The organism is Nonomuraea sp. NPDC049129 (genome assembly GCF_040648495.1).
Classification (GTDB): domain Bacteria; phylum Actinomycetota; class Actinomycetes; order Streptosporangiales; family Streptosporangiaceae; genus Nonomuraea.
This window is the reverse complement of the sequence record NZ_JBEZDU010000011.1, coordinates 334,188-357,074: the sequence shown is the minus strand read 5'-3', so window position 1 is coordinate 357,074 and position 22,887 is coordinate 334,188. Positions and strand designations below refer to the sequence as shown.

Annotated in this window: 23 protein-coding genes and 1 pseudogene; 11 read left to right on the top strand and 13 right to left on the bottom strand. The window is 69.5% G+C overall.

The annotated features are described in order from the left end of the window. Window positions 1-2 precede the first annotated feature (2 nt). The 5 genes from AB0B64_RS33240 to AB0B64_RS33220 all read left to right on the top strand — a co-directional run bounded on the left by AB0B64_RS33240 (window position 3) and on the right by AB0B64_RS33220 (window position 6,251). On the top strand, window positions 3-698 hold the full coding sequence (locus AB0B64_RS33240; protein WP_357957986.1) for a response regulator transcription factor: 696 nt from the start codon (window positions 3-5) through the stop codon (window positions 696-698). After that, window positions 698-2,119: a HAMP domain-containing sensor histidine kinase gene (locus AB0B64_RS33235; RefSeq protein ID WP_358182121.1), complete on the top strand. Its 1,422-nt coding sequence runs from the start codon at window positions 698-700 to the stop codon at window positions 2,117-2,119. Before AB0B64_RS33240 ends, AB0B64_RS33235 begins: the two co-directional genes overlap by 1 nt. A 65-nt stretch (window positions 2,120-2,184) precedes the next feature. Beyond that, window positions 2,185-2,841, top strand: coding sequence for a response regulator transcription factor (locus AB0B64_RS33230; protein ID WP_357957984.1), 657 nt, complete (start codon window positions 2,185-2,187; stop codon window positions 2,839-2,841). 9 nt (window positions 2,842-2,850) lie between these two features. Beyond that, window positions 2,851-4,581 carry an ABC transporter gene (locus AB0B64_RS33225; protein ID WP_358182118.1) on the top strand — a complete coding sequence of 577 codons (1,731 nt, stop codon included), beginning with the start codon at window positions 2,851-2,853 and terminating at the stop codon, window positions 4,579-4,581. Next, entirely contained in the window at window positions 4,578-6,251 is a 1,674-nt protein-coding gene (locus tag AB0B64_RS33220; RefSeq protein ID WP_358182115.1) for a GTPase, read from the top strand. Before AB0B64_RS33225 ends, AB0B64_RS33220 begins: the two co-directional genes overlap by 4 nt. A gap of 25 nt (window positions 6,252-6,276) precedes the next feature. Here the strand turns inward: AB0B64_RS33220 and AB0B64_RS33215 are convergent, their stop codons facing one another. The 4 genes from AB0B64_RS33215 to tdh are packed head-to-tail and all read right to left on the bottom strand — an operon-like array spanning window position 6,277 to window position 10,598. Then, a complete protein-coding gene (locus AB0B64_RS33215) occupies window positions 6,277-7,449 on the bottom strand; it encodes a hypothetical protein (protein WP_358182112.1) in 1,173 nt (390 codons plus the stop codon). A gap of 4 nt (window positions 7,450-7,453) precedes the next feature. Beyond that, window positions 7,454-8,368, bottom strand: a complete 915-nt coding sequence (locus AB0B64_RS33210) for a LysR family transcriptional regulator (protein ID WP_358182109.1) — start codon at window positions 8,366-8,368, stop codon at window positions 7,454-7,456. Between the two features lie 20 nt (window positions 8,369-8,388). Then, window positions 8,389-9,570 carry a glycine C-acetyltransferase gene (locus tag AB0B64_RS33205; RefSeq protein WP_358182106.1) on the bottom strand — a complete coding sequence of 394 codons (1,182 nt, stop codon included), beginning with the start codon at window positions 9,568-9,570 and terminating at the stop codon, window positions 8,389-8,391. Continuing rightward, the gene (tdh, locus tag AB0B64_RS33200) at window positions 9,570-10,598 is read right to left on the bottom strand and encodes an L-threonine 3-dehydrogenase (RefSeq protein ID WP_358182103.1); all 1,029 of its coding nucleotides are present in this window, start codon (window positions 10,596-10,598) and stop codon (window positions 9,570-9,572) included. The genes AB0B64_RS33205 and tdh overlap by 1 nt, the downstream gene beginning before the upstream one ends. A gap of 203 nt (window positions 10,599-10,801) precedes the next feature. Here tdh and AB0B64_RS33195 point away from each other — a divergent pair, with 203 nt between their 5' ends. The 3 genes from AB0B64_RS33195 to AB0B64_RS33185 are packed head-to-tail and all read left to right on the top strand — an operon-like array spanning window position 10,802 to window position 13,173. Further along, the gene (locus tag AB0B64_RS33195) at window positions 10,802-11,995 is read left to right on the top strand and encodes a Gfo/Idh/MocA family oxidoreductase (RefSeq protein WP_358182100.1); all 1,194 of its coding nucleotides are present in this window, start codon (window positions 10,802-10,804) and stop codon (window positions 11,993-11,995) included. A 30-nt stretch (window positions 11,996-12,025) separates the two neighbouring features. Next, window positions 12,026-12,613, top strand: coding sequence for an RNA polymerase sigma factor (locus AB0B64_RS33190; RefSeq protein ID WP_357957905.1), 588 nt, complete (start codon window positions 12,026-12,028; stop codon window positions 12,611-12,613). Then, entirely contained in the window at window positions 12,610-13,173 is a 564-nt protein-coding gene (locus tag AB0B64_RS33185; protein ID WP_358182098.1) for a hypothetical protein, read from the top strand. The genes AB0B64_RS33190 and AB0B64_RS33185 overlap by 4 nt, the downstream gene beginning before the upstream one ends. 77 nt (window positions 13,174-13,250) lie before the next feature. Here the strand turns inward: AB0B64_RS33185 and AB0B64_RS33180 are convergent, their stop codons facing one another. The 4 genes from AB0B64_RS33180 to AB0B64_RS33165 form a co-directional block, all read right to left on the bottom strand. Continuing rightward, window positions 13,251-13,517, bottom strand: coding sequence for a hypothetical protein (locus AB0B64_RS33180; protein ID WP_357957901.1), 267 nt, complete (start codon window positions 13,515-13,517; stop codon window positions 13,251-13,253). 427 nt (window positions 13,518-13,944) lie between these two features. After that, a complete protein-coding gene (locus tag AB0B64_RS33175) occupies window positions 13,945-14,643 on the bottom strand; it encodes an SDR family oxidoreductase (protein WP_357957899.1) in 699 nt (232 codons plus the stop codon). Between the two features lie 240 nt (window positions 14,644-14,883). Next, window positions 14,884-15,162 (bottom strand): alpha/beta hydrolase, encoded by a 279-nt coding sequence (locus AB0B64_RS33170; RefSeq protein ID WP_358182095.1) that lies wholly within the window; start codon window positions 15,160-15,162, stop codon window positions 14,884-14,886. Window positions 15,163-15,289: 127 nt separating this feature from the next. Further along, complete coding sequence (locus tag AB0B64_RS33165; protein WP_358182092.1) at window positions 15,290-16,291, bottom strand: NADP-dependent oxidoreductase; 1,002 nt, start codon at window positions 16,289-16,291, stop codon at window positions 15,290-15,292. Between the two features lie 938 nt (window positions 16,292-17,229). Between AB0B64_RS33165 and AB0B64_RS33160 the strand changes: the two genes are divergently transcribed. Further along, window positions 17,230-17,817, top strand: a complete 588-nt coding sequence (locus tag AB0B64_RS33160) for a TetR/AcrR family transcriptional regulator (RefSeq protein WP_357957893.1) — start codon at window positions 17,230-17,232, stop codon at window positions 17,815-17,817. 327 nt (window positions 17,818-18,144) lie between these two features. Here AB0B64_RS33160 and AB0B64_RS33155 read toward each other — a convergent pair whose 3' ends face one another. Together AB0B64_RS33155 and AB0B64_RS33150 are read right to left on the bottom strand one after the other, a co-directional pair. Beyond that, entirely contained in the window at window positions 18,145-18,525 is a 381-nt protein-coding gene (locus AB0B64_RS33155; protein WP_358182189.1) for a hypothetical protein, read from the bottom strand. A 252-nt stretch (window positions 18,526-18,777) separates the two neighbouring features. Next, a pseudogene (locus AB0B64_RS33150) lies at window positions 18,778-18,840 on the bottom strand (hypothetical protein); the annotation flags it as partial. A 200-nt stretch (window positions 18,841-19,040) separates the two neighbouring features. Between AB0B64_RS33150 and AB0B64_RS33145 the strand changes: the two are divergent. Beyond that, entirely contained in the window at window positions 19,041-19,295 is a 255-nt protein-coding gene (locus tag AB0B64_RS33145) for a hypothetical protein (protein WP_357957891.1), read from the top strand. Next, window positions 19,292-19,906 (top strand): hypothetical protein, encoded by a 615-nt coding sequence (locus AB0B64_RS33140; RefSeq protein WP_357957890.1) that lies wholly within the window; start codon window positions 19,292-19,294, stop codon window positions 19,904-19,906. Before AB0B64_RS33145 ends, AB0B64_RS33140 begins: the two co-directional genes overlap by 4 nt. 177 nt (window positions 19,907-20,083) lie before the next feature. Here AB0B64_RS33140 and AB0B64_RS33135 read toward each other — a convergent pair whose 3' ends face one another. The 3 genes from AB0B64_RS33135 to AB0B64_RS33125 form a co-directional block, all read right to left on the bottom strand. Next, window positions 20,084-21,157, bottom strand: a complete 1,074-nt coding sequence (locus AB0B64_RS33135) for an SPFH domain-containing protein (protein WP_358182089.1) — start codon at window positions 21,155-21,157, stop codon at window positions 20,084-20,086. A 2-nt stretch (window positions 21,158-21,159) separates the two neighbouring features. Beyond that, the gene (locus AB0B64_RS33130) at window positions 21,160-21,591 is read right to left on the bottom strand and encodes an NfeD family protein (RefSeq protein ID WP_357957886.1); all 432 of its coding nucleotides are present in this window, start codon (window positions 21,589-21,591) and stop codon (window positions 21,160-21,162) included. 72 nt (window positions 21,592-21,663) lie between these two features. Beyond that, window positions 21,664-22,821, bottom strand: a complete 1,158-nt coding sequence (locus AB0B64_RS33125) for an Ig-like domain-containing protein (RefSeq protein WP_358182086.1) — start codon at window positions 22,819-22,821, stop codon at window positions 21,664-21,666. Window positions 22,822-22,887: the final 66 nt, after the last annotated feature.

Sequence of the window (22,887 nt, the reverse complement as noted above, 5' to 3'; positions counted from 1 at the left end):
AGATGATGGAAGCGCGACTGTTGATCGTCGAGGACGACCCCAACATCCTCGAACTCCTCGCCGCGAGCCTGAGGTTCGCGGGTTTCGACGTGTCCACCGCCAAGAGCGGCCTGGACGCCGTCACCGCCGTCCAGCGGCACCGTCCTGACCTGGTCGTCCTTGACGTCATGCTGCCCGACCTCGACGGTTTCGAGATCGTCCGGCGGCTGCGCGGCGGGGGTGTGCACGTGCCCGTGGTCTTCCTGACCGCGCGCGACGAGACCGAGGACAAGATCCGCGGGCTGACGATCGGCGGCGACGACTACGTCACCAAGCCGTTCAGCCTCGAAGAGGTGGTCGCCAGGATCCACGCGGTGCTCCGCCGTACCAGTGGGGAGTCGCCGGCGCCGCCGCCCAGGCTGACGTTCGCCGACATCGAGCTGGACGAGGAGAGCCACGAGGTGTGGCGCGGCGGCAACGCCGTGTCGCTGTCGCCGACCGAGTTCAAGCTGCTGCGCTACTTCATGACGAACGCGGGCCGGGTGCTGTCGAAGCCGCAGATCCTCGACCACGTCTGGGACTACGACTTCAGGGGCGAGGTCGGGATCGTCGAGTCCTACGTGTCGGTGCTCCGCCGTAAGATCGACAACCGCAACCCGCGGCTCATTCACACGCTGCGCGGTGTCGGATACGTCCTGCGGCTGCCGCCGAGTCCGTGATGCGCGGCCTGCCGCTCAGGATCAAGCTCATCGCCGCGATGCTGGCGCTGCTCGGCGTCGGGCTGACCTTCATCGGCGTGGTGAGCGTCTCCGTGCTGCACGGCTACCTGATGAACCGGGTCGACAGCCAGATCCAGCTCCTGGCCGTACGCGTGGAGAACAAGCTCAAGCACGACCAGGAGAAGCGCAACCGGGGCAAAGAGACCAACGACAAGATGGCGCTGATCGAGTCCGACACGATCGTGCTGGTGAAGCCGCCGGGCGGGGCGCTCACGCCGGTGTTCGGCGACCGCGACGTCGACGCGCGGCCGCGGCCCCTGCTGTCGACCGCGCCGGGCGCGAACCTCTACACGACGCGGGCGGTCAGGGGCGACGGCGAGTGGCGGGTGCTGCAGACCTCGACGGTGGTGGGCGACTACGTGATCGCCGCGGACCTGGGGGAGGTCAGGGACATCACCCGGCGGCTCGGCCTCATCGAACTGCTGGGCGGTGGCGGCATCCTGCTCATCCTCGCCGTCGTGGGCGTCGCGATGGTGCGGCGGAGCATGCGTCCGCTGGCCGAGATCGAGAGCACGGCCGAGGCCATCGCCGGGGGCGAGCTCGGCCGCCGGGTGCCGGCCGGCGACCCGCGTACGGAGGTGGGCCGCCTGGCCCTGTCCCTCAACGGGATGCTCGCGCAGATCGAGGCCGCGTTCACCGCCCGGTCCGCGTCCGAGGCGGCGGCCCGCCGCTCCGAGGACCGGATGCGCCAGTTCATCGGCGACGCCTCGCACGAGCTGCGCACCCCGCTCACCTCGATCCGCGGCTTCGCCGAGTACGCCAGGCAGAACCAGAAGGCCGACCCCGCCGAGCTGATGCAGCGCGTGGAGAAGGCCGCAGGCCGGATGAGCCTGCTCGTCGACGACCTGCTGCTGCTCGCCCGCGTCGACCAGCAGCGCCCGCTGCGCATGCGGCCGGTCGACATGCTGGCGCTGGCCGCCGACGCCGTGCACGACGCGCGCATCCTGGCGCCCGACCGGGTGATCAGCCTGGACGTCGTCGGCGGCGCGGCCCTCATCGTCTCCGGTGACGAGGTACGCCTGCGCCAGGTGGTCACCAACCTCATGACCAACGCCCTGACCCACACCGAACCGGGCACGCCGGTGACGGTGCGCGTGGGGGCAGGGGCCGACAAGGCGTTCCTGGAAGTGGGCGACAAGGGGCCCGGCCTCACGCCCGAGCAGGTCGAGCGGGTGTTCGAGCGGTTCTACCGGGCCGACTCGGCCAGATCGCGGCACCGCTCGGGCGAGGACCGGGGCAGCGGGCTCGGCCTGGCCATCGTGCAGGCGCTGGTGCAGGCGCACGGCGGCACGGTGCTGCTGGACAGCGCGCCGGGCTCGGGCTCCACCTTCCGGGTCGAACTCCCACTCGCCTTGGAGTGAGCGTTCAGCTATTCCTCAGCCTCCTGAGTCACTCTGAGTAGGTGACTAGACCCGAGGCGCTGATCATGGTGGTGGACGACGAGCCCAGCATCCGAGACCTGCTGTCCGCGAGTCTGCGCTTCTCCGGCTTCGAGGTGCTGACCGCCGCCGACGGCTACGAGGCCGTGGAGGTGGCCGAGCGGACCACTCCTGACCTGGTGGTGCTCGACGTCATGCTGCCCGATCTCGACGGGTTCGAGGTGGCCAGGCGGATCGGCGTACCGGTGCTCTTCCTGACCGCCCGCGACAACACCGAGGACAAGATCGTCGGGCTGGGCGTGGGCGACGACTACGTGACCAAGCCGTTCAGCCTGGAGGAGGTCCAGGCCAGGATCCGCGCGGTGCTCCGCCGTACCCGAGGGGAGAACACCCCCGCGAGCCGCCTCCAGGTCGCCGACCTGGAGCTGGACGAGGAGGCCCGCGAGGTCTGGCGCAACGGGCGGCAGGTACGACTGTCGCCGACCGAGTTCAAGCTGCTGCACTACTTCATGTCCAACGCCGGGCGGGTGCTGTCCAAGGCGCAGATCCTCGACCACGTGTGGAACTACGACTTCGGCGGCGACGCCGGCGTGGTCGAGTCATACGTCTCCTACCTGCGGCGCAAGGTCGACGACGTCGAGCCCAGGCTCATCCACACGCTGCGGAGCGTCGGATATGTGCTGCGGGAGCCCCCGGCGGGCTAGCGTGGTCCTATGGATCTGCTGGGCGCGTTGGAGGGGTTGCGCCACCGGCTCGATCGCGAGCTGTTCCCGCTCGAGATCGGCCCGGCCGCCGACGACCGTCGCGCGCTCAAGGAGCTGACCGGCCAGCTCGACGACTATCTGCTGCCCAGGCTGCGGGCCATCGACGCGCCGCTGCTGGCCGTCGTCGGCGGATCCACCGGGGCGGGCAAGTCGACCCTGGTCAACTCGCTGGTCGGGGCCGACGTCGCCGAGCCGGGCGTGCTGCGGCCCACCACGCTGGTGCCGACGCTGGTGGTGAGCCCGGCCGACCGCGACTGGTTCATGGGCCAGAACGTGCTCCCCGGGCTGTCCCGCGCCACCGGTTCCGCTGCAGGGGCGCTGCGGGTGGTCACCTCTTCGTCGCTCGGCGCCGGGCTGGCCCTGCTCGACGCGCCCGACATCGACTCGGTGGTGACCGCGAACCGCGAACTGGCCGCCCAACTGCTGGCCGCCGCCGACCTGTGGCTGTTCGTCACCACCGCCGCCCGCTACGCCGACGAGGTGCCGTGGAGCTTCCTGCGCTCCGCGCGCGAACGCAGTACGGCGCTGGCCCTCGTGCTCGACCGCGTGCCCGCCGAGGCCGTCGAGCCCGTCACCCGCGACCTCGAACGCCTGCTGGTCGAGAACGGCCTCGACGGCACCCGGCTGTTCACCGTGCCCGAGGCGGCGCTGCCCTCGGAGAAGGCGCGGCTGCCCGCCGAGCTGGTCTCGCCGATCTCCGCCTGGCTGTCCGAGCTGGCCGCCGACGCGGCCGAACGGTCCCGTGTCGTCCGGCAGACGCTGTCCGGGGCGCTCGACAGCCTGGTCACACGAGTGCCGCTGCTGGCCGACGCCGTGACGCGGCAGCAGGCCGGGTTCGACGGGCTGCGGTCCATCGTGTCGGGGGCCTACGCGGGCGGGCTGGCCGACTTCGACGAGGGCATGCGCGACGGGTCGCTGCTGCGCGGCGAGGTGCTGGCCCGCTGGCAGGACTTCATCGGCACCGGCGACCTGATGCGGTCGCTGGAGAGCCGGGTCGGCTGGCTGCGTGACCGGATCGCCGGATTCTTCACCGGGCGGGCGCCTGCCGCGTCGCTGCGGGACGCGCTGGAGAGCGGCGTCGAGACACTGATCAGAGGCGCCGCCGACGGGGCCGCCGAACGCAGCCTGGAAGGCTGGTCGGCCGCTCCCGGCGGGCCCGGGATCATCGCCCGCGTCGGCGCGGTGGACGCGGCCCGGCTCGGCCGGACCTCGCCCGACCTGGGCAAGCGGGCGTCGGCGGCGGTGCGGGGGTGGCAGGAGTACGTTCTCGACCTCGTACGCCACGAGGGCGCCGAGAAGCGGACCACGGCCAGGATCGCCTCCTTCGGGGTGAACGGGGCCGGGCTGCTGTTGATGCTGGCCGTTTTCGCCTCCACGGGTGGGCTGACGGGGATCGAGGTGGGGATCGCGGGCGGCACGAGCGTGCTGTCGCAGAAGCTGCTGGAGGCGGTGTTCGGCGATCAGGCGGTGCGGACGCTGACCGTGCAGGCGCGGGACGATCTGCGGGAGCGGGTGCGGGTGCTGCTGGAGGAGGAGGCGGGGCGGTTCACCGCGCTGCTCTCGGAGGTCGAGCCACCTGCCGGAGCGGCGGACGCCCTGCGGGAGGCCGCTCAATCGGTCCGGGCGCATCGCGCCGAGCTGCCGTCGGGCCCGGCGCCGATCGAAAGTGAGGGGCCGTGAAGCTGCTGCGCCGTAAGGAGGGGCCCTCGCTGGACTCCCGGCTGGCCGCGCTGCTGGAGGCGGCCGAGCTGGCCGAGGGGAGATTGCCGGCCGACGTGGTGTCCAACGCGCGGGCGGTGGCGGAGCGGGCCGGGACGCGCCGGAGCCTGTCGGTCGATCACACGGTGGCGGCGCTGGCCGGGGCCACGGGGAGCGGTAAGTCGTCGCTGTTCAACGCGCTGGCCGGGGATGAGTTGGCGGCCGTGGGCGTCACCCGGCCGACCACTTCGACCGCGCAGGCGGCGCTGTGGGACGGGACGGGCGCGGGTCCGCTGCTCGACTGGCTGGAGATCCCCCAACGGCACACCCCACAGACCCCAGTCGAGCCCACTGCGCCTGCCGATGCTGATTTTTCCGGACTTATCCTGCTAGACCTCCCCGACCATGACTCCATCAGGCTGGCGCACCGCCTGGAGGTCGACCGGCTGGTGGAGCTCGTGGATCTGCTGGTGTGGGTGCTGGACCCGCAGAAGTACGCCGACGCGGCGGTGCACGAGCGCTACCTGCGCCCGCTGTCCGGGCACCGGGACGTGATGGTGGTGGTGCTCAACCAGATCGACCGCCTGCCGCCCCACGCGGTGGACCGGTGCCTGCGCGACCTGCGCCGCCTCCTGGACGACGACGGGCTGACCGGGGTGCCCATCCTCGGCGTCTCCGCGCGCACCGGCGCGGGCCTGGCCGACCTGCGCGAGTTGCTGGCCAAGCGGGTGGCGGAGCGCCGCTCCTGGTCCGCCCGCCTGTCCGCCGACGTGTCCGCCGCCGCCGACCGACTGGCCGACCCATCCCATGGCGCCGGTACGCCGGGTGGTGCGGTGGCGGGGCTGGGTAGGCCGGGTGGTGCGGTGGCAGGCCTGGGGACGCCGCTCACCGACGCGTTGTCCGAGGCCGCCGGGGTGCCGCTGGTCGTGGCGGCCGTCAGCAAGGGGCACCGGCATCGGGCCGTGGTCGCCACCGGCTGGCCCGTCACCAAGTGGGTCCGGCGGTTCCGGCCCGATCCGTTGCGCAGGCTGCGTATCGGTACGAGCAGCGCGGCCAAGTCGGCCGACCGGGAGATCGTCGGCCGCACGTCCGTACCGGCTGCTTCAGCCGTACAGAAGGCGCAGGTCGAGACCGCTCTCAGGGACGTCGGCGAGGCGGCGGCAAGCGACCTGGCGGGGGTGTGGGCGGCGGCGGTGCGGCAGGCGGCGCGGTCGCGGGCCGGGGACCTGGCCGACGCCGTGGACCGGGCGGTGGCGACGACCTCGCTCGGGGCGACCCGGCGGCCGAGGTGGTGGCGGGCGGTTGGAGTGCTGCAGTGGCTGGTGTTCGCCGTCATGGTGGCCGGTGGGCTCTGGCTGGGGGCGCTGTTCGGCATGGACTACCTGCGCCTGCCCCAGCCGCCCCTGCCGACGGTGGGTGTGGTGCCGTGGCCCACGGTGCTGCTGGGTGGGGGTGCGCTGTCCGGGGTGGTCATCGCGCTGCTGTCCCGGCTGGCGGCCTGGGCGGGCGGGCACCGCCGGGCGCGGCGCGTGGCGAAGGCGCTGCGGGCGGCCATCGCCCAGGTGGGCGCCGACTATGTACTTGATCCGGTGGAGGGCGAACTGGCCAGGCACGCCCGCTTCACCGAGGCGATCACCCGAGCCCGCGCCTGACGGCCCCGTACGTGCTCAGGACCGATCAGGGGCGGCCGATGGGCCCCAGGAGGAGGCTCGACAGGATCGCGGCCAGACCGGCGAAACCGGCGGCCACCAGGAACGGCAACGACGGCCCGAACTGCTGCGCCACCACCCCCGCCACCCCCGCCCCCGCCGCGGCCCCCATGCTCACCGCCGTCGACACCCACCCGAACGCCTCCGCCTGCGCCCCCGGCGCGAACTCGTCCACCAGCAGGGACGTGGTCGTCAGCGCGGGGTTGACCATGAGTCCCCCGGCGAAGAGCACCACCCAGAACAAGGGCAGTGAGGACACCAGCACCAGCGGCGCCAACGCAAGACCGAAGACCAGGAGCAGCCCGCTCAGCCTGAGGGCGGGCGCGGCGGCCCACTGGCGGGCGCCGTAGACGGCCGCTCCGGCGACGCCGCCCAGCGCCAGCGCCGCCACCAGCGGGCCCGTCGCGGCCGGAATGCCCCGAGCCACCGCGAGAGCGGGCACCCCGACGTCCAGCGCGCCGATGGCCCCGCCGAGCAGGACGACCACGCCGAGCAGCACGCGCATGCCGACGTGCCGGAACACCCGGCCCCGGCCCGCCGACAGCGAGGGACCGGTGACCTTCAGCGCCCGCGAGAAGGCCAGCGTGCCCGCGCCCGCGGCGGCTGCCACCACGCCCAGCCCCACTGACGCCGACACCAGCGCGATCAGCAGCCCGAACAGCAGCGGGCCGGTGAGGATGGCCAGCTCCTGCACCAGGTACACCAGGCTGTAGGCGGCGGTACGTCCCTCCGCGGCCATCCGGCCGCCCCACTCGATGCGCATCGTCACCGAGATCGGCGGCAGCCCGGCCCCCGCCGTCCACGCCAGCGCCACGGTCGTCCACCCCGGCCAGCCGGACCCGGCGCCGATCACCAACGCGATCAGGGCCGTGACGTGCGCTGACGCGCTGACCGCCAGCACCCCGCGCGGCCCTCGCCGGTCGATGAGGCGCCCCTGGACCGGCCGGGCCATCCCCGCGCCGATGCCGAACGCCGCCGCGGCCAGCCCCGCCAGTACGAGCGAACCGCTCGACGCCTGCACCACCAGCACGATCCCCGCCGGCGCGACCTGCTGGGTGAGCTGGGCCAGGAACCCGAGCACGGCCTGCGCCGTCACCCCCGGCAGGCCGAATAACTTCCGGTACGGCACGCCTGGTGCCACAGTGTCACCCGTTTCCGAGGGAGCCGGCGATGGTGTGCAGGGTGTCGAGCAACGGCCGGAGAAGAGGATGGGTCTCGGCGCCACGGCGTACGGCCGCGAAGACGCGTCGCTCGGGGCCCGGCGTACGGCGTACCGCCACCCCGGGCAGCACCATGTCACGCAGCGCCAGCCTGGGCACGAGCGCCACCCCCGCACCGGCTCCGACCAGCGCCACCACGGCGCGGAAGTCGTCGGAGCAGTGCGCGAAGTCCGGCGAGAAGCCGGCCTGCTCGCAGGCGAACGTGATCACGTCGTGGACGGGATTGCCGGGATAGGGGCCGATCCACGTCTCGCCGACGAGATCGCCGAGCCGGACCGAGGCGCCGCCGGAGCTCGCCAGGGGGTGGTCCTGCGGGAGGACCAGGTCGAACGGCTCCGCGTACAGGGCGGACCGGTGCAGGCGGGGGTCGGCCGCGTCGGGTGCGCCTCGGTATTCGACCGCGATGGCCAGGTCGGCCTGGTCGTCGAGCAGCATGGACAGGCTGTGGTCGCCCTCGGCGTCGAGCACCCGTACGCGCAGCCCCGGGGAGCCGGTGCGCAGGGCCGTGATGGCGGGGGAGAGCACGGCGCTGATCGCGGTGGCGAAGCAGGCGACCGCCACCTCGCCCGCCGCGCCCGTGGTGTAGGCGGCGACCTCGGCCTCGGCGCGTTCGAGCTGGGCGAGCACCTCGTTGGCGTGGGCCAGCATGATCTGGCCGACGGCGGTCAGGCGCACGCCGCGCGCGTCACGGGTGAACAGCCGGTGGCCCACCTCGTGTTCCAGCGCCAGGAGCTGCTGGGACACCGCCGACGGGGTTAGGTGCAGGGCGGCGGCCGCGGCGGTGACCGTGCCATGGTCGGCCACCGCGCGCAGCGTACGCAGCCGCCGCGTGTCTATCACGCAGCGAGAATACTCAGCGCCTATACCGGGTGGGGCGTGCGGGCCTTGATGAAGGCGTCGACCGCGCGGTCCACGTCCTCGGCCGAGTGGGCCGCCGACAGCTGGACCCGGATCCGGGCCTTTCCATGGGGGACGACCGGGTAGGAGAAGCCGATCACGTACACGCCGAGCTCCAGCAGCCGCTCGGCCATGGCCCCGGCCTCGGCGGCGTCGCCGATCATCACCGGGGTGATCGGATGGTCGCCGGGCAGGATGTCGAACCCGGCCTCGGCCATCTTGGCGCGGAAGCGCGCGGTGTTGGCGCGCAGCCGCTCGCGCGCCTCGCTGGAGGTCTCCAGCAGGTCGAGGATGCGCAGCGAGGCCGAGGCGATGACCGGGGCGAGCGAGTTGGAGAACAGGTACGGGCGGGAGCGCTGGCGCAGCAGCTCGCAGATCTCCTTGCGCGCCGCCACGTAGCCGCCGCTGGCCCCGCCGAGTGCCTTGCCCAGGGTGCCGGTGATGATGTCCACCCGGTCGGTGACGCCGTGCAGCTCGGGCGTGCCGCGTCCGGTCGGCCCGACGAAGCCCACGGCGTGGGAGTCGTCGACCATGACCATCGCGTCGTAGCGTTCGGCCAGGTCGCAGATGTCGGCCAGCGGCGCCAGGTAGCCGTCCATGGAGAACACGCCGTCGGTCACGATCAGCCGCCGCCGCGCGTCGGACGCCTCTTTCAGCCTGGCCTCCAGCTCGGCCATGTCGCGGTTGGCGTAGCGGTAGCGGCGGGCCTTCGACAGCCGGATGCCGTCGATGATGCTCGCGTGGTTGAGGGCGTCGGAGATCACCGCGTCCTGGGCGTCGAGCAGCGTCTCGAAGACGCCGCCGTTCGCGTCGAAGCACGAGCTGTAGAGGACGGAGTCCTCCTGGCCGAGGAAGTGCGCAAGGCGGCCTTCGAGCTCCTTGTGCACTTCCTGGGTGCCGCAGATGAACCGTACCGAGGCCATCCCGAAGCCCCAGCGGTCGAGCGCCTCCTTGGCGGCCGCGACCACCTCGGGGTGGTCGGCCAGGCCGAGGTAGTTGTTGGCGCAGAAGTTCAGCACCTGTCGCCCGGCCACGCCCACCTGCGAGCTCTGCGGCGTGGTGATCACCCGCTCGGGCTTGTGCAGCCCCGCCTCGGTGATCTCGTCGAGCGTCGCACGCAGCTGATCGCGTACGTTCGTGAACATCAAGCGCTCCAATCCAGGATGACCTTGCCCGTGCGGCCGCTGGCGGCCGTGTCGAAGGCGGCGTCGAACTCGGCGTACGGGTAGCGGTCGGTGATCACCGGGGACAGGTCGAGGCCCTTCTCCAGCAGCACCGACATGTTGTACCAGGTCTCGAACATCTCCCGGCCGTAGATGCCCTTGATGGTGAGCATCGAGGTCACCACCGTGGCCCAGTCGATGGCGAACTCCTCGGCGGGCAGCCCGAGCATCGCGATCTTCCCGCCGTGCGTCATGTTCGCGATCATGTCGCGGACGGCCCGCGGATTGCCGGACATCTCCAGCCCGACGTCGAAGCCCTCCCGCATGCCGAGTCGCGTGATGCCGTCGGCGATCGAGGTCCGCGCGACGTTCAGGGCCAGCGACACTCCGACCTTGCCGGCCAGGTTCAGCCGTTCCTCGCTGACGTCGGTGATCACCACGTTGCGCGCGCCCACGTGCGTGGCCACCGCCGCCGCCATCAGCCCGATCGGGCCCGCGCCCGTGATCAGCACGTCCTCGCCGACCAGCGGAAACGACAGAGCGGTGTGTACGGCGTTGCCGAACGGATCGAAGATGGCCGCCACGTCGGGGTGGACCGGCACCCGGTGCACCCACACGTTGGTGGCGGGCAGCGTGACGTATTCGGCGAAGGCGCCGTCCCTGTTGACGCCGAGCCCGATGGTGTTGCGGCACAGATGGCGGCGCCCGGCCATGCAGTTGCGGCACTTGCCGCAGACGATGTGCCCCTCGCCGCTCACCAGGTCGCCGACGGAGATGTCCTCGACGCCGGGCGCGACCTCGACCACGTGCCCGGAGAACTCATGCCCCACGATCAGCGGAAGCTTCAGAGTTTGCCGCGCCCAGTCGTCATATTTCCGGATGTGGAGGTCGGTGCCGCAGATGCCGGTACGCAGCACCCGGATCAGCACCTCGCCCGGCCCCGGTGTGGGCTCCGGCACGTCGGCCAGCCGCAATCCGGGCTCGGCTCGATCCTTGACCAGCGCTTTCATGACCCCAACTCTCCCCTGTGTCCCCGAACCTAACGCACTGTGCCCGCTCCCTGAGGGAGGTGTCCATCGAGGGATTCTTAAGTGCCCCCACAGCTCCCCTTCACGCCCGGCTTCGCGCCCGCCTCCATGACACTCGAGAGCGTGCCCGATTTCGCACTTTCCGCGGTGGTTATTTGCATAAACGAGCGCTAGCCTCTCAAGACGTGGACATCGTCACTGGAGTGGAAGACCTGCGCATCGGAGTCATCGGCCTCGGCATGCGCGCGGACCTGGCCCGCTACGCCCACCGGCCGGGCCAGGGCTCGGTCGTGACCGCGCTCTGCGACACCGACCCCGCGGTGCTCAAGAGCCAGGCCGGGCGCTTCGACGCGGAATTCCTGACCGAGGACTACCGCCGGTTGCTCGACCGCGACGACCTCGACGCGGTCATCGTCGTCACCCCCGACGACACGCACGAGCGCGTCGCGATCGACTGTCTGGAGGCCGGCAAGGCCGTCTACCTGGAGAAACCGCTGGCCATCACCGTGGAGGGCTGCGACAACGTCCTGCGCGCGGCGCGACGTACCGGGACCCGGCTGTACGTCGGGCACAACATGCGCCACATGGGCGTGGTCCGGCTGATGCGCGACATCATCCAGCAGGGCGTCATCGGCGAGCCGAAGACGGTCTGGGTACGCCACTTCGTGTCCTACGGCGGCGACTTCTACTTCAAGGACTGGCACGCCGACCGCACCCGGACCACGGGCCTGCTCCTGCAGAAGGCCGCGCACGACCTCGACGTGATCCACTGGCTGGCCGGCGGCTACACGACCCGCGTGAACGCCCTCGGCGACCTCATGCTCTACGGCGACCTGCCGCGCCGCGAGCCGGGCACGCCCAGGCCGGAGGGGTGGCTGAGCGAGTTCGAGTGGCCGCCCACCAGTCGCGTCGACCTCAACCACGTCGTCGACGTCGAGGACGTGTCGGTGATGAACATGCGCCTCGACAACGGCGTCATCGCCGCCTACCAGCAGTGCCACTTCACCCCCGACTACGTGCGCAACTACACGGTCATCGGCACGGAGGGCCGGTTGGAGAACTTCGGCGACGGCCCCGGCGACACGGTCAAGGTCTGGAACACCGGGCCATCGGACTACCGGGAGGACGGCGACATCGCGTACCGGGTGCCCGACGCCACCGGCTCGCACGGTGGCGCCGACGCGGACATCATGCGGGAGTTCTGCGGGTTCGTCCGGGACGGCGGGGCCACCGACACCTCTCCGGTGGCCGCGCGGATGAGCGTCGCCGCCGGCTACATGGCCACGATGTCGCTGCGCGACGGCGGCATGCCGTACGACGTCCCGCCGCTCGACCCGGACCTGGTGGCGTACTTCGACCGGGGACAGCTGGAACTCTGACGCGCGGGCGGACAGTCCCTCTATGTGGATATGTCGACACGTGCCCTGATACGCGCCGGGGACAAGGCGGCCTTCGCGCAGCTCTTCGACGACTACGCGAAGGCCGTGTACAACCATGCCTTCCGCCTGACCGCGAACTGGTCCGCGGCCGAGGACGTGATGGCGCTGACCTTTCTCGAAGCTTGGAGGTTACGCGGCCGGATCGACCCCGAGGGCGGTTCGCTGCGGCCGTGGCTGCTCGGTATCGCCACCAATGTGGCCCGCAACGCCCGCCGGGCCGCCCGCAGGCACGACGACGCGCTGGCCAGGATGCCCAGAGGCGAGAGCGTGCCGGACTTCGCCGACGAGATCGTGGGCCGGATCGACGACGCGGGGCGGCTGGCCGCAGTCCGCGCGGCCTACGACTCGCTGCGCCGCCAGGAGCAGGACGTCTTCGCGCTCTGCGTCTGGTCCGGGCTCGGCTACGCGGAGGCGGCCGAGGCGCTCGGCGTCCCCGTGGGCACCGTACGATCCCGGTTATCACGAGCGCGCCAGAAACTCGGCCAACTCGCGGAACCGCCACCCGCGCCCCGACAGGTAGTAGGTGACCAAGGCCCCACAAAGGAGGAGATCCGATGAGCTGGCCATACGACCGCGATCTTCCCGAGGGCCGTCACCGACTGCTCAAGGAGTTCGTGATGACCGAGATCGACAAGCCGAAGCGGCGCCTGCTGCGGCCCATCGTCCTGGCGCCCGCGCTGGGCCTGGCCGCGGCGGCGGCCGTGGCGATCCCGCTGCTGTTCGGCGGCACCCCCGCGTACGCCATCGCTGACAACCCCGACGGCACCGTCAACATCCAGATCAACGAGGTGAAGGACGCCGACAAGCTCCAGGCGGACCTGCGGGACAAGGGGATCAACGTGGTGGTGAACTACATCCCCCGGGGCAAGAAGTGCAGCCCGCAGCCCCGTGCTGCGCATTTCCTGCCGAAGGAGACGGGACTCGTGGTCTGGCCGCCGCAGGAGGAGGGTTACACCATCGACCCGAGCGTCATCAAGGCGGGACAGACTGGAGTGCTGGAGTTCAGCGTCAGTGAGGGCAACGGCAAAGTCGTGGCGGGCATCTGGGCGCGCGTCGCCGAGGGCCCGGTCGCCGACTGCACGCTGGTCGACACCACGGACGCGCCGCTGTCGCACTGAGCCCACGAGGACGGCAGGCCGACTGGACGGGGGCGCCTGCCGTACACCGTCATTGGGGACCGTTCGCGGCAGGCGAGTCATTCGGGGTAGGCGGTGCTGAGGATCAGCTCCCTCCAGCCGTCGAAGTCGGTGCGGAGTCTGTCGAGTTTGGCTTTCGCGACATTCAGGGCATCCGCTCCCAGAAGCAGCCGCAGGGGCGGGTTCTCCGACCGCACCACGGTGAGGATGGCCTCGGCGGCCCGCTTGGGGTCGCCGGGCTGGCTCCCGTACGTGCCCAGGGTGTCCTCCCGGCGCTTGCCGGCGGTCTCGGAGTAGTCTTCGATGCGGGTTCCCGACTGCCGCATCGAGGGCCCTGACCAGTTCGTACGGGGCCCTCCGGGCGGGCCTCCAGGTGCCATCCGCGCCCGGTGGTGGGCAGGTTCTGCTCGGACATGAGGATCAAGTCCCTTCGATGAGCAATGGTCATGACGTGGACCAACGCAACGGCTTCTCGCCGGCGTGGGTGGGGTAGCCGGTGTAGCCGGCTTCACCGGCGCCGCAGAAGGTGGCGGGGCGGGGTGTTCAGAGGCGCGCCGGAGCGTACGCGCTCGACCAGGCCAAGGGTTGGCCGACGCCATCGCGCCGACGTGATGAGGTCGGGTCGAGTTTCTTCGATGTCCTTGGCGCGGGCGCGATGTCGGTGCTGATCCGGTTGAGGGCCCAGCGTGGTCGGCCACTGTCCTGGGGGTGGCGAGGAGTTCGTGGACGCAGGTGTTCGACGTGGACTGATCCTCAGGCCAACTGCGGGTAGAGCGCTGTGACGCCTGCGGCCAGCGCGGCCTGCGCCTGGCGGCTGGCGTCGTCCGCGAGGATTTCGTAGGCGCCGGCGGCGATGCCGTCGACGGCGATCCGGGCGATGTCGGCGGGGTCGGACTTGTCCCCGGTGACCGTCCGTGCCATGTCGGTGTCCATGTAGCCGACGTGCAGGCCGGCCACACGGATGCCCTGGTCGGCGAGCTGCACGCGCAGGGCGTTGGTGAGCGACCACTGCGCGGACTTGGCGGCGCAGTAGGCGCCGATCTCCGGGAAACTCACCCAGGACAGGCCGGACAGGATGTTCAGGATCGCGCCGCCGCCGTTGGCCGCGATCTGGGGTACGAAGCCGCGTACCACCGAGAGAGTGCCGAAATAGTGGGTGTCCATCTCCAGGCGGATGTCGTCCGGATCGCCGGTGAGCAGGTCGCTGCCGGTGGCTGAGCCAGCGTTGTTGATCAGGACCGTCACATCGCCTGTGGCCTGGGCAGCGGCCGCCACGGAGGCGGGGTCGGTGATGTCGAGCGCGATCGGCGTGGCGCCCGGCAGGTCGACCTGCCCGGGGTTGCGGGCACCGGCGTAGACGGAGGCGCCGCGGCTGAGCAACTCGGCAGCGAGCGCACGGCCAAACCCCCGGTTGGCTCCGGTGACAAGAACGGTGCTGGTGGACAAGTCCATGGAAAGCTCCTGGTGAAATGAGAAAGGCGCGTTGCATCGCATCTGGTGGGCCGGCCGGGGTTCCGTGTCAGGCCGCGGGGTCAGGTGGCCCGGGCCGATTCCGTGGGCGGCAGGGTGGTGATCAGTACGTAGGGGTCTGTTGGTCATCGAAGGGCAAGATCCCCATCGATTGGTGTCGGCGTTCGGCCCGGAGTGCCAGGTCGGCGAAGGTCGGTGAGGGTGGCGGTGGCGTAGGCGAGGTCAGGTGGCGAGGAAGTGGGTCACCTCAGTGGCGAACTTTCTGGCGTGCTGGAACAGAAAGGCGTGACCGGCGTCGCTGTAGAGAATGAGGGTGGCCGAGTCGAGGTGCTGGACCGCGACGTAGGAAGCATGTGCGGGGAGCATCACGTCGTGCACGCCGTTGGCGTAGCGGACGGGGTGCTTGATGGCTTCCAGTTCTGCTCGCGCCTGGTCGAAGGGGCGCTCCAGGAGCTTGGCCACCGCGGTGAGCAGGCCCTTGTCGCCGCGGACCGACCTCAATCGCCACCCCAAGCTCCGGGCGGCGCTCAAGACCGTCGCCCGGTACGTCGACGACCACGCTGCCCGAGCGCCACTTTGCCGGCCGCCGTGAAACTGACGCAAACCTCCAGAGCCCGCGACCGGGGGTTCATCTCACCTTGACGACGACCTTGCCTTTTGCGCGCCCCGTTTCGAGATAAGCCATGGCCTCTTTGGTTGATTCGAACGGAAAGACCTGATCCACGACTGGGCGTATACTCCCCGATTCGATGAGAGAACTGATCTCGCGCAGCTGATCGCCGCTTGCTTTCATGAAGAGAAACGAATAGCTGACGTGATGACGTTTTGCCGCTCTCCTGGCTCGGTAGCTCAAGGCGCGCATCACCGGCCGCAAGATCCACGGCGATCCGACCTCTTTCGCGAAATCAGGATCAGGTGGGCCTGAGATCGAGATGAGCTTGCCGCCGGGCTTCAGCACTCGTAGAGATTTCTTGAGAGCCTCGTTGTCCAGGCTATGCAAAACCACATCATAGCCATGCAGGATTTTTTCGAAGTCGTCTTTCCTGTAATCGATCACGACATCTGCGCCGAGGCGCTTCACCAGATCGATGTTCGCCGTGCTGGTCGTTGTAGCCACGGTTGCGCCGACATGCTTGGCCAGCTGGATGGCAAACGTTCCTACACCGCCGGAACCCGCTTGGATGAAAACTTTCTGTCCTTTCCTCAGCTTCGCTGTTTCAACCAATGCCTGCCAGGCGGTCAAGCCGACCAGCGGGATGGAGGCTGCTTCTTCCATGGTGAGGCGTGTTGGCTTCAGCGCCAGATCGTCTTCTTTTATCGAGATGAGTTCAGCGAAAGCACCGATTCGATCTTGACCTGGCCGCGCGTATACTTCGTCGCCGGGCTTGAATCGCCGCACGCGAGACCCGGCCCGGACAACGACACCGGCCACATCATTGCCCAGAACGATCGGCAGATGATAGGGCAGAATGAGCTTGAACTCTCCGTCCCTGATTTTGGCATCGAGAAGGTTCACGCCCGCGGCGTGGATCTGGACCAGTACATCGTTCTCCCGCACCTCCGGGTCCGGCATTACGCCTGCCCGCAACTTTTCGTTGTTTCCGTAACGTTCGAGGATGAATGCTTTCATGATGCTTTCTCTCCTTGATTTCTTGCCAAGTGAGAATGAAAGGAGGCGGCCGACTCGATGTCGCACAACCGGGTCGGCATGGTGTTCCTGTGCCGCCGCCCAAGCCGGGCACACTCGCCCAGGGGTCTACGGCGGGCTGGGCGGTCTGGCGTACGCGGCGCTCACCTGATCGGCCGATCCGATCCGACAAGAAATTATGGCGCGAGGAATTCCGGAACCTCTTTGACGCACTCTTGGTGATACTGGAATATGCCGCCGTGTCCGGCGTCACGGTACAGTCCGAGTTGGGCGTCCGGCAGCCGTCGAGCCAGGTCGACAGAATTGCTGGCTGGGCACCATCCTGTTGTCTTCGCCGTTGACCGCCAGGACAGGCTGCTGAATGTCCGACAAGTAAAGGGGGCTTGCAACCCTCAGGCGTGGATGGCCTTGAGCTGAGCACGGAAAGCCGTTAGCGAAATCCTGACAAGGGAGCGGGCGCCGGCCACCTTCGCGATGTGGCCGGCGGCCTCGCGGTCGGAGTGCGTCGAGGCGTGACCGACCCGCCGAAGTGGAAGTGCAGCAGCGCTCGGCCGGGGTGGGTGCCCTCGGGGGGGCACCACAGGGCGGGGACGCCGTTCGCGTCCACTTCGTCGTAGGTGACGCCTTCCGGCTCGGTTGACGCCCGACGTCGAGGCCCGACGTCGAGGCCCGGCGTCGAGGACTTCGCGCTCACGCTCTCAAGAAGCTGCGCGAACTGCTGTGCCTGGGGGCTTGCTCCCATGGTGACGCTCCTGCTCAGTGCTGCGCACGCTGCTCGTGCGCCATCTTTAGATTATGACCATACGACCATAAGATGAGACGTCGTCCAGGCGCAAGGGTCTCGCCGGATTTAGATTATGATCGTACGATGATGGCGTGTGGCGAGGGCAGGTAGGCCCTCCCCGCAGGAGGAGGAGCGCATGGTTCGGTACAGCCAGGAGCACAAGCGGGCGACGAGGCAGCGGATCATCGAGACGGCCGGCCGCCGGCTCAAAAAAGACGGCATCGACGGCTCCGGAGTCGCCACGCTCATGGCGGACGCGGGACTGACCAACGGCGCCTTCTACGCCCACTTCGCCTCCAAGGAAGACCTGGTCGCCACCACCGTCGCCGACCAGCTCCGCGAACAGCGCGAAAACCTCGGCGCGGTGACGCCCGGACGCGCCGGAGTCGAGCAAATCGTGCGTGCGTACCTGTCGCCCGAGCACCGCGACAACCCCGGCGAAGGCTGCCCATCGGCCGCCCTGCTCGACGAGATCGGCCGCTGCACGGACGCGACCAGGCAGGCCTACACCGACGGCGTGCTGGCCATCATCGACGACTTAACCGCGCGTCTGGCGCCGCACGATCCGCAGTCGGCACGCGTCAAGGTGCTCACCGTCTACGCCGGAATGATCGGCACACTGCAACTCTCCCGCGCCCTGGCCGACCGGCAACTCGCCGACGCCGTCCTCGAGCAAGGCATCCACAACGCCCTCACGCTGCTGGACGCCACACAACAGAGCTGACGTCCCGCATCACCAGACTGTGACACCCTTGCGGAACCGCTGGAGCCCGCCCCATCGGGTCGCTCCCGGTCCCGGACTGCAGAAATTTCCACGGGCACGCCGCTGACCTGCAGCGATGGGCAGGACATCGTCCGCCGGCTCACCAGCGACAACCTCGACGAACGTCTCCAGGCCGCGCGCTCCAACCTACGCTTCCAAGACCGCCGCGTCGCCGATCTTGAAGCACAACTCACTCACCCGCAACAGGCACCCTGACGGCACCCGCCCTTGCACGCTCGGCCCCGCTCGCCAAGCCGAGACACTGTTGGCGAATTGATCAAAGGCTCGCTACGAGGGAATCGGCTCACTCTCCGGGCTGCCATCGGACCTCACCTCGGCTGCGACGCCACGGCTTCGCAGTCGGATGTTCAGGAACTCCATCTCCGCCAGCGTCCCGACCGAGCCGGAGTGAGTGAGCTCGTCGGCGAGTTCACGAGCCCGGGGAAGCGACACCTCCCAGACCTCCCGCAGAACCTTCAGAACCGAGACCGGGCTCGGTGCCGGACCGACCAAACGCAGCCGGCTAGGGCCACGCTCCGCCAGCAGGGCACTGCGGATATCCTCCGGCGTCTCGCCTGAACCGAATTGCTCGCACCAGCCAGTACAGCAGGACTCGCAGGCGACCTCGGCATCCCAACACAACTGCCCGCGGTCGATGAACTGGTTCACCTGACGGACAAGGCTTCCCTCGCATCTGCCACAACGCGATTCGATCTTTGCTGTCTGCCCCGTCATCCCCGACATCAACGCTCCCATCGCCGCCACGACCCGGACACCCAGCCGAGGGCGGCCAGCTCGTGCAGGTGCGCGACGGCGTCCTCCTCCAGCGTCAGCGCGGCCGCCGGCGCCTCGAGCACCTGCGGCCGACGGATGCTTGTCCCGGCCCTGCTCCAGGCGGATGTAGTAGTCGGTGCTGACGCCGGCGAGCATCGCGACCTCTTCCCGGCGCATTCCGGGTGTTCGGCGGAGCCCGGCCGCGGGCATCCCGTGCGATTCGGGCCGGGCCAGTTCCCGCCGCGCTCGCAGAAACTCACCCAGACGGCTGGCACTGTCCATGTCTTCGAGGTTATGCACGACCCTGCGCAGCAGGGTGGACCTGCCACTCCCAGGCTGCGAGCTCCAGGTTGGGGCCCCTGGCTTGGAAAAGCCGTTCTAACTGTGCAACACTGTTGCACAGTTAGAACATGGTCGGGCGAGGAAGACATCAACACAACGAGATCAACGCGGTGCTCAAGGCAATCCGCAAGATTAATAGCGCTCTCACCGTCGAGGAGGACCACAACGGGCATCGCTGGGGCTGGATCACCTGCCAATGCGGAGAAAAGCCGTTCACGATCAACTGCACGCCCCGAAATCCAGGTGTCCATGCCAAGCAGATCCGCCAATGGCTCACTCGGCACCTCGAGTGCAAAAGCGACGATCAAGAGGGGACGTCATGACTAGCTGGGATTTCCAGGTCATGCTCAATCGCGAGCCGGATGCTGCCGAGTTCGACCGGCTCCACGAGGCGGGCATGGATGACTGTGCGCTGGTCGGGGGCGCACAGCCGTACTTCATGTGTGATCGTGAGGCGGACAGCCTGCTGGAGGCCATCATGTCCGTGCTCATCCAGATGAGCACGGTCGACCAGCTGTGGGCCGTTGGCGTGGGGCACGACGACGCGGTGACGCTCGGCGACGCGGCCAGGCGTCACGGTGGCCGCACGCAGGCCAGCTTTCGCCAACTGGCGAGCGGGCAGCGCGGGCCCGGTGGCTTCCCGGCTCCGCTCATTGAGGCCGACAACGTCAGCATCTACTCCTGGGCGGAGATCTCCGAGTGGCTACGCACCGAGATGGGCGATGATGTTCCGCAGGCGAACGGGGACGTCATCCTGGCTGACGCCACGGTCAAGCTGGCCTGCCGAGCAGGTTCCCTGCACCGGGCGTCCCAGGTGCGGGACCTGCTGGAAATGGCGTGCCGTCCCCTCCCGAACGAACCAAAATCCGAGGCCAAGCCTGAACCCAAGCCTGAGGCCAAGGTCGGCGCCAAGTCCAAGGCCGGGGTCGCCTGACCGGCGCCGTTGGGGTGGGCGGCGAGTCTGAGGCCAGAGTCGCCCGACCGGTGCCCGCCGGGCTGAGCGTGGCGGGCACCTATCGGGCCACGCTGGCACCTCTGGCCGGGCGGGCAGGTTAGTCGAGCAGACGTCCTGGCCGCCACGCCCCCGCCAGCGGGCGGACGTCTTGGCCGGTCAGCGTTCCTGGTGCTCCTTCTCCAGGTCCGTGAACGCGACCGACGGGTCCTCGACCGCCTGCGTGAGCTGGCGCGGCCCGGTGGGGCTCTCGGCCTCCTGAGCGTTGGCCACGGCCTCCGCAGCCGCCTCCGCCGCCCTGGCGACTTCCTCGTCCGCCGCCGAGTTGCCCGGCGCCTCCTCGCGCGTCGCCGCCGACCGGGGCAGCGCTTCGGTGAACGCCTTCGACACGCCCTGCAGCGCCGAGGTGACCTCGCTGGGGATCACCCAGAACGTGTTGCCGGGGCTCTGCGCGAGCTGCGGCAGCATCTGCAGATATTGGTAGGCGAGCAGCTGGGGGTCGGGGTCGTTGCGGTGGACCGCCTGGAAGACCTGGTCGATAGCCCGTGATTGGCCTTCGGCCTGCAGGATGGCGGCGGTGCGCTGGCCTTCGGCGCGCAGGATGGCGCTCTGCTTGTCGCCCTCGGCGGTGAGGATCTGCGACTGGCGCTGGCCCTCGGCGTTGAGGACGGCCGCTCGCTTGTCCCGCTCGGCCCGCATCTGCTTCTCCATCGCGTCCTTGATGGTCTTCGGCGGGTCGATCGCCTTGACCTCCACGCGGTTGACGCGGATGCCCCACTTGCCGGTGGCCTCGTCGAGCACGCCGCGCAGCTGGCTGTTGATGTGGTCGCGGGAGGTGAGCGTCTTCTCCAGGTCCATGGCGCCGATGACGTTACGCATGGTGGTGACGGTGAGCTGCTCTATGGCCTGGAGGTAGTTGGCGATCTCGTAGGCCGCCGCCCGGGGGTCGGTGACCTGGAAGTAGATGACGTTGTCGATCTCGACGACCAGGTTGTCCTCGGTGATGACCGGCTGCGGGCGGAAGGTCACGACCTGCTCGCGCAGGTCGATCATCGGGTAGACGCGGTCGATGTACGGGATGACGAAGTTGAGTCCGGGCTTGAGCGTACGGTTGTAGCGGCCCAGGCGCTCGACGTTGCGGGCGCGTGCCTGGGGCACGATCCGCACGGCCTTGAGCACCGTGAACACCGCGAAGAGGATGACGAGCAGTCCGACCACCAACAGCGGATCCATGGTCACTCCCGGGGATATACGAGGGCTGTGGCGCCCTCGATCTCGATGACATCGACGGTCGCCCCCGTGGGGATCACCAGGGTCTCGTCATAGGCGCGCGCGGACCACTCCTCGCCGCCGATGCGTACTCTGCCGTCCCTGCCGGTGACCTCCGACAATACGTACGCCTGCCTGCCGACCAGTGCTTCCACGCCGAAGCGCTGCAGTTGTGGCTGCCGGATGTGGCGCATGGCGATCGGCCGGACGACCATCAGACCGGCCGTGGAAGACAGGGCGAAGACCAGCAGTTGCAGGGGGACGGGCAGCCCGATGGCGGCGGTCGCCGCGGTGAGGAGAGCGGCCGCGCCGAGCAGTCCGAGCGCCGCGGTGACGGTGAAGATCTCCGCCACGCCGAGGACGACTGCCAGGATTATCCAGATGATCCATTCATCCATGCTCCGGCCCTCCTAACGGAATAACGGGCCTATGTGCTCGCCTGGTTCCCCCCTCCTACCGTAATGCTGGAATCATTGCTGTGGCAGGGCCGCGGGGTCGTACAAGGCACTGCCCTGGCGCCACTTCTCCCACGGGAGTTGCCAGAATCCCCAGCCGTTGTCCCACGCGAGCTCGCGGGAGGTGCCGGTGATCGTCACCGGGTCGCCGCGCAGCGAGTGGGCGAAGAACCAGGCCGCCTGATCGGGGCGGGCATTGACGCAGCCGTGGCTGACGTTCGCGTGGCCCTGGGCCCAGAGGTTGTTCTTGGCGTGGACGTATTCGCCGCTGTTGGAGATGCGTACGGCGTGGTCGATCATCACGTCGTAGAAGCCGGGCTCGCCCTTCTTGCGGCCGGGGGAGATCATGCGGACCGGGTCGCCCTTGTCCATGGTCAGGTGGACGCCGCTGGTCGTGGTGTATTCGCGGGTGGTGGCCATGCCCGCGCTGATGGCCATGCGCTGCGCGACCCGGCCGCCGCGCCTGACGACCATCTGGTGGGTCCGGGTGTCGATCGAGGTCGTCTGCTCGCGGCCCACCTTGAAGGCGAACGTGCGGTCGGTCAGGCCGTAGACTCCCGGCGCCATGCGTACGCCGGTCAGGTGGGCCGTGACCGTGACCTGCTGCTCCGGCTCCCAGAACGCGCGGGTGCGGTAGATCGCGCGGGTGTCGCTCACCCAGCGCCACGCGCCCTCGACGGCCGGCTTGATCTCCAGCGCCCGCTCCACGGCCGCCTTGTCCTGGATCGGGGTGTCGAAGTCCATGATGATCGGCATGCCGACGCCGACGGTCTCGCCGGGCAGCGGCTCGATGGAGGCGATCTGGAACGACCGGTCGGCGGTGCGGGTGCGGAAGCGGCCCATGGCCACCGTCGACGGGCCGGCCGAGCCCGCCGCGGTGGCGGTCACCGTGTATTCGGCGCCGGGGGCCAGCGTCCAGGAGGAGCGCCAGGTCGTACGCGACGCGTCCAGCTTGCCCGGCACCAGCGCACCCGCCACGTAGGCGATCACCTGGCTGAGCTTGCCGCCCTGCGCCTGCACGACCAGACCGTGGTCCGTCCGGGCGCGCCGCGTGTCGAAGGCGGGGGAGACCTGGACGACGGGCGGCTTGGGCGCCGGGCGATCGGCGGTCACCGGGCAGCAGCCCGCGGTCAGGAGTAGGGCCACGAGAAAGATGGCCGCGGCGCGCCGCATCTCGATCCTGCTTTCCGGGAAGGGGATATCCAGGTTAGCGGAGGGTCACCGAGTGAGCACGCCAAG

Coding starts and splice junctions, on each gene's coding strand:
- AB0B64_RS33240 (WP_357957986.1), top strand. CDS start 3: ATGATGGAAGCGCGACTGTTGATCGTCGAGGACGACCCCAACATCCTC.
- AB0B64_RS33235 (WP_358182121.1), top strand. CDS start 698: ATGCGCGGCCTGCCGCTCAGGATCAAGCTCATCGCCGCGATGCTGGCG.
- AB0B64_RS33230 (WP_357957984.1), top strand. CDS start 2,185: ATGGTGGTGGACGACGAGCCCAGCATCCGAGACCTGCTGTCCGCGAGT.
- AB0B64_RS33225 (WP_358182118.1), top strand. CDS start 2,851: ATGGATCTGCTGGGCGCGTTGGAGGGGTTGCGCCACCGGCTCGATCGC.
- AB0B64_RS33205 (WP_358182106.1), bottom strand. CDS start 9,570: ATGTTCACGAACGTACGCGATCAGCTGCGTGCGACGCTCGACGAGATC.
- tdh (WP_358182103.1), bottom strand. CDS start 10,598: ATGAAAGCGCTGGTCAAGGATCGAGCCGAGCCCGGATTGCGGCTGGCC.
- AB0B64_RS33190 (WP_357957905.1), top strand. CDS start 12,026: ATGTCGACACGTGCCCTGATACGCGCCGGGGACAAGGCGGCCTTCGCG.
- AB0B64_RS33185 (WP_358182098.1), top strand. CDS start 12,610: ATGAGCTGGCCATACGACCGCGATCTTCCCGAGGGCCGTCACCGACTG.
- AB0B64_RS33180 (WP_357957901.1), bottom strand. CDS start 13,517: ATGCGGCAGTCGGGAACCCGCATCGAAGACTACTCCGAGACCGCCGGC.
- AB0B64_RS33175 (WP_357957899.1), bottom strand. CDS start 14,643: ATGGACTTGTCCACCAGCACCGTTCTTGTCACCGGAGCCAACCGGGGG.
- AB0B64_RS33165 (WP_358182092.1), bottom strand. CDS start 16,291: ATGAAAGCATTCATCCTCGAACGTTACGGAAACAACGAAAAGTTGCGG.
- AB0B64_RS33160 (WP_357957893.1), top strand. CDS start 17,230: ATGGTTCGGTACAGCCAGGAGCACAAGCGGGCGACGAGGCAGCGGATC.
- AB0B64_RS33145 (WP_357957891.1), top strand. CDS start 19,041: ATGGTCGGGCGAGGAAGACATCAACACAACGAGATCAACGCGGTGCTC.
- AB0B64_RS33140 (WP_357957890.1), top strand. CDS start 19,292: ATGACTAGCTGGGATTTCCAGGTCATGCTCAATCGCGAGCCGGATGCT.
- AB0B64_RS33135 (WP_358182089.1), bottom strand. CDS start 21,157: ATGGATCCGCTGTTGGTGGTCGGACTGCTCGTCATCCTCTTCGCGGTG.
- AB0B64_RS33130 (WP_357957886.1), bottom strand. CDS start 21,591: ATGGATGAATGGATCATCTGGATAATCCTGGCAGTCGTCCTCGGCGTG.
- AB0B64_RS33125 (WP_358182086.1), bottom strand. CDS start 22,821: ATGCGGCGCGCCGCGGCCATCTTTCTCGTGGCCCTACTCCTGACCGCG.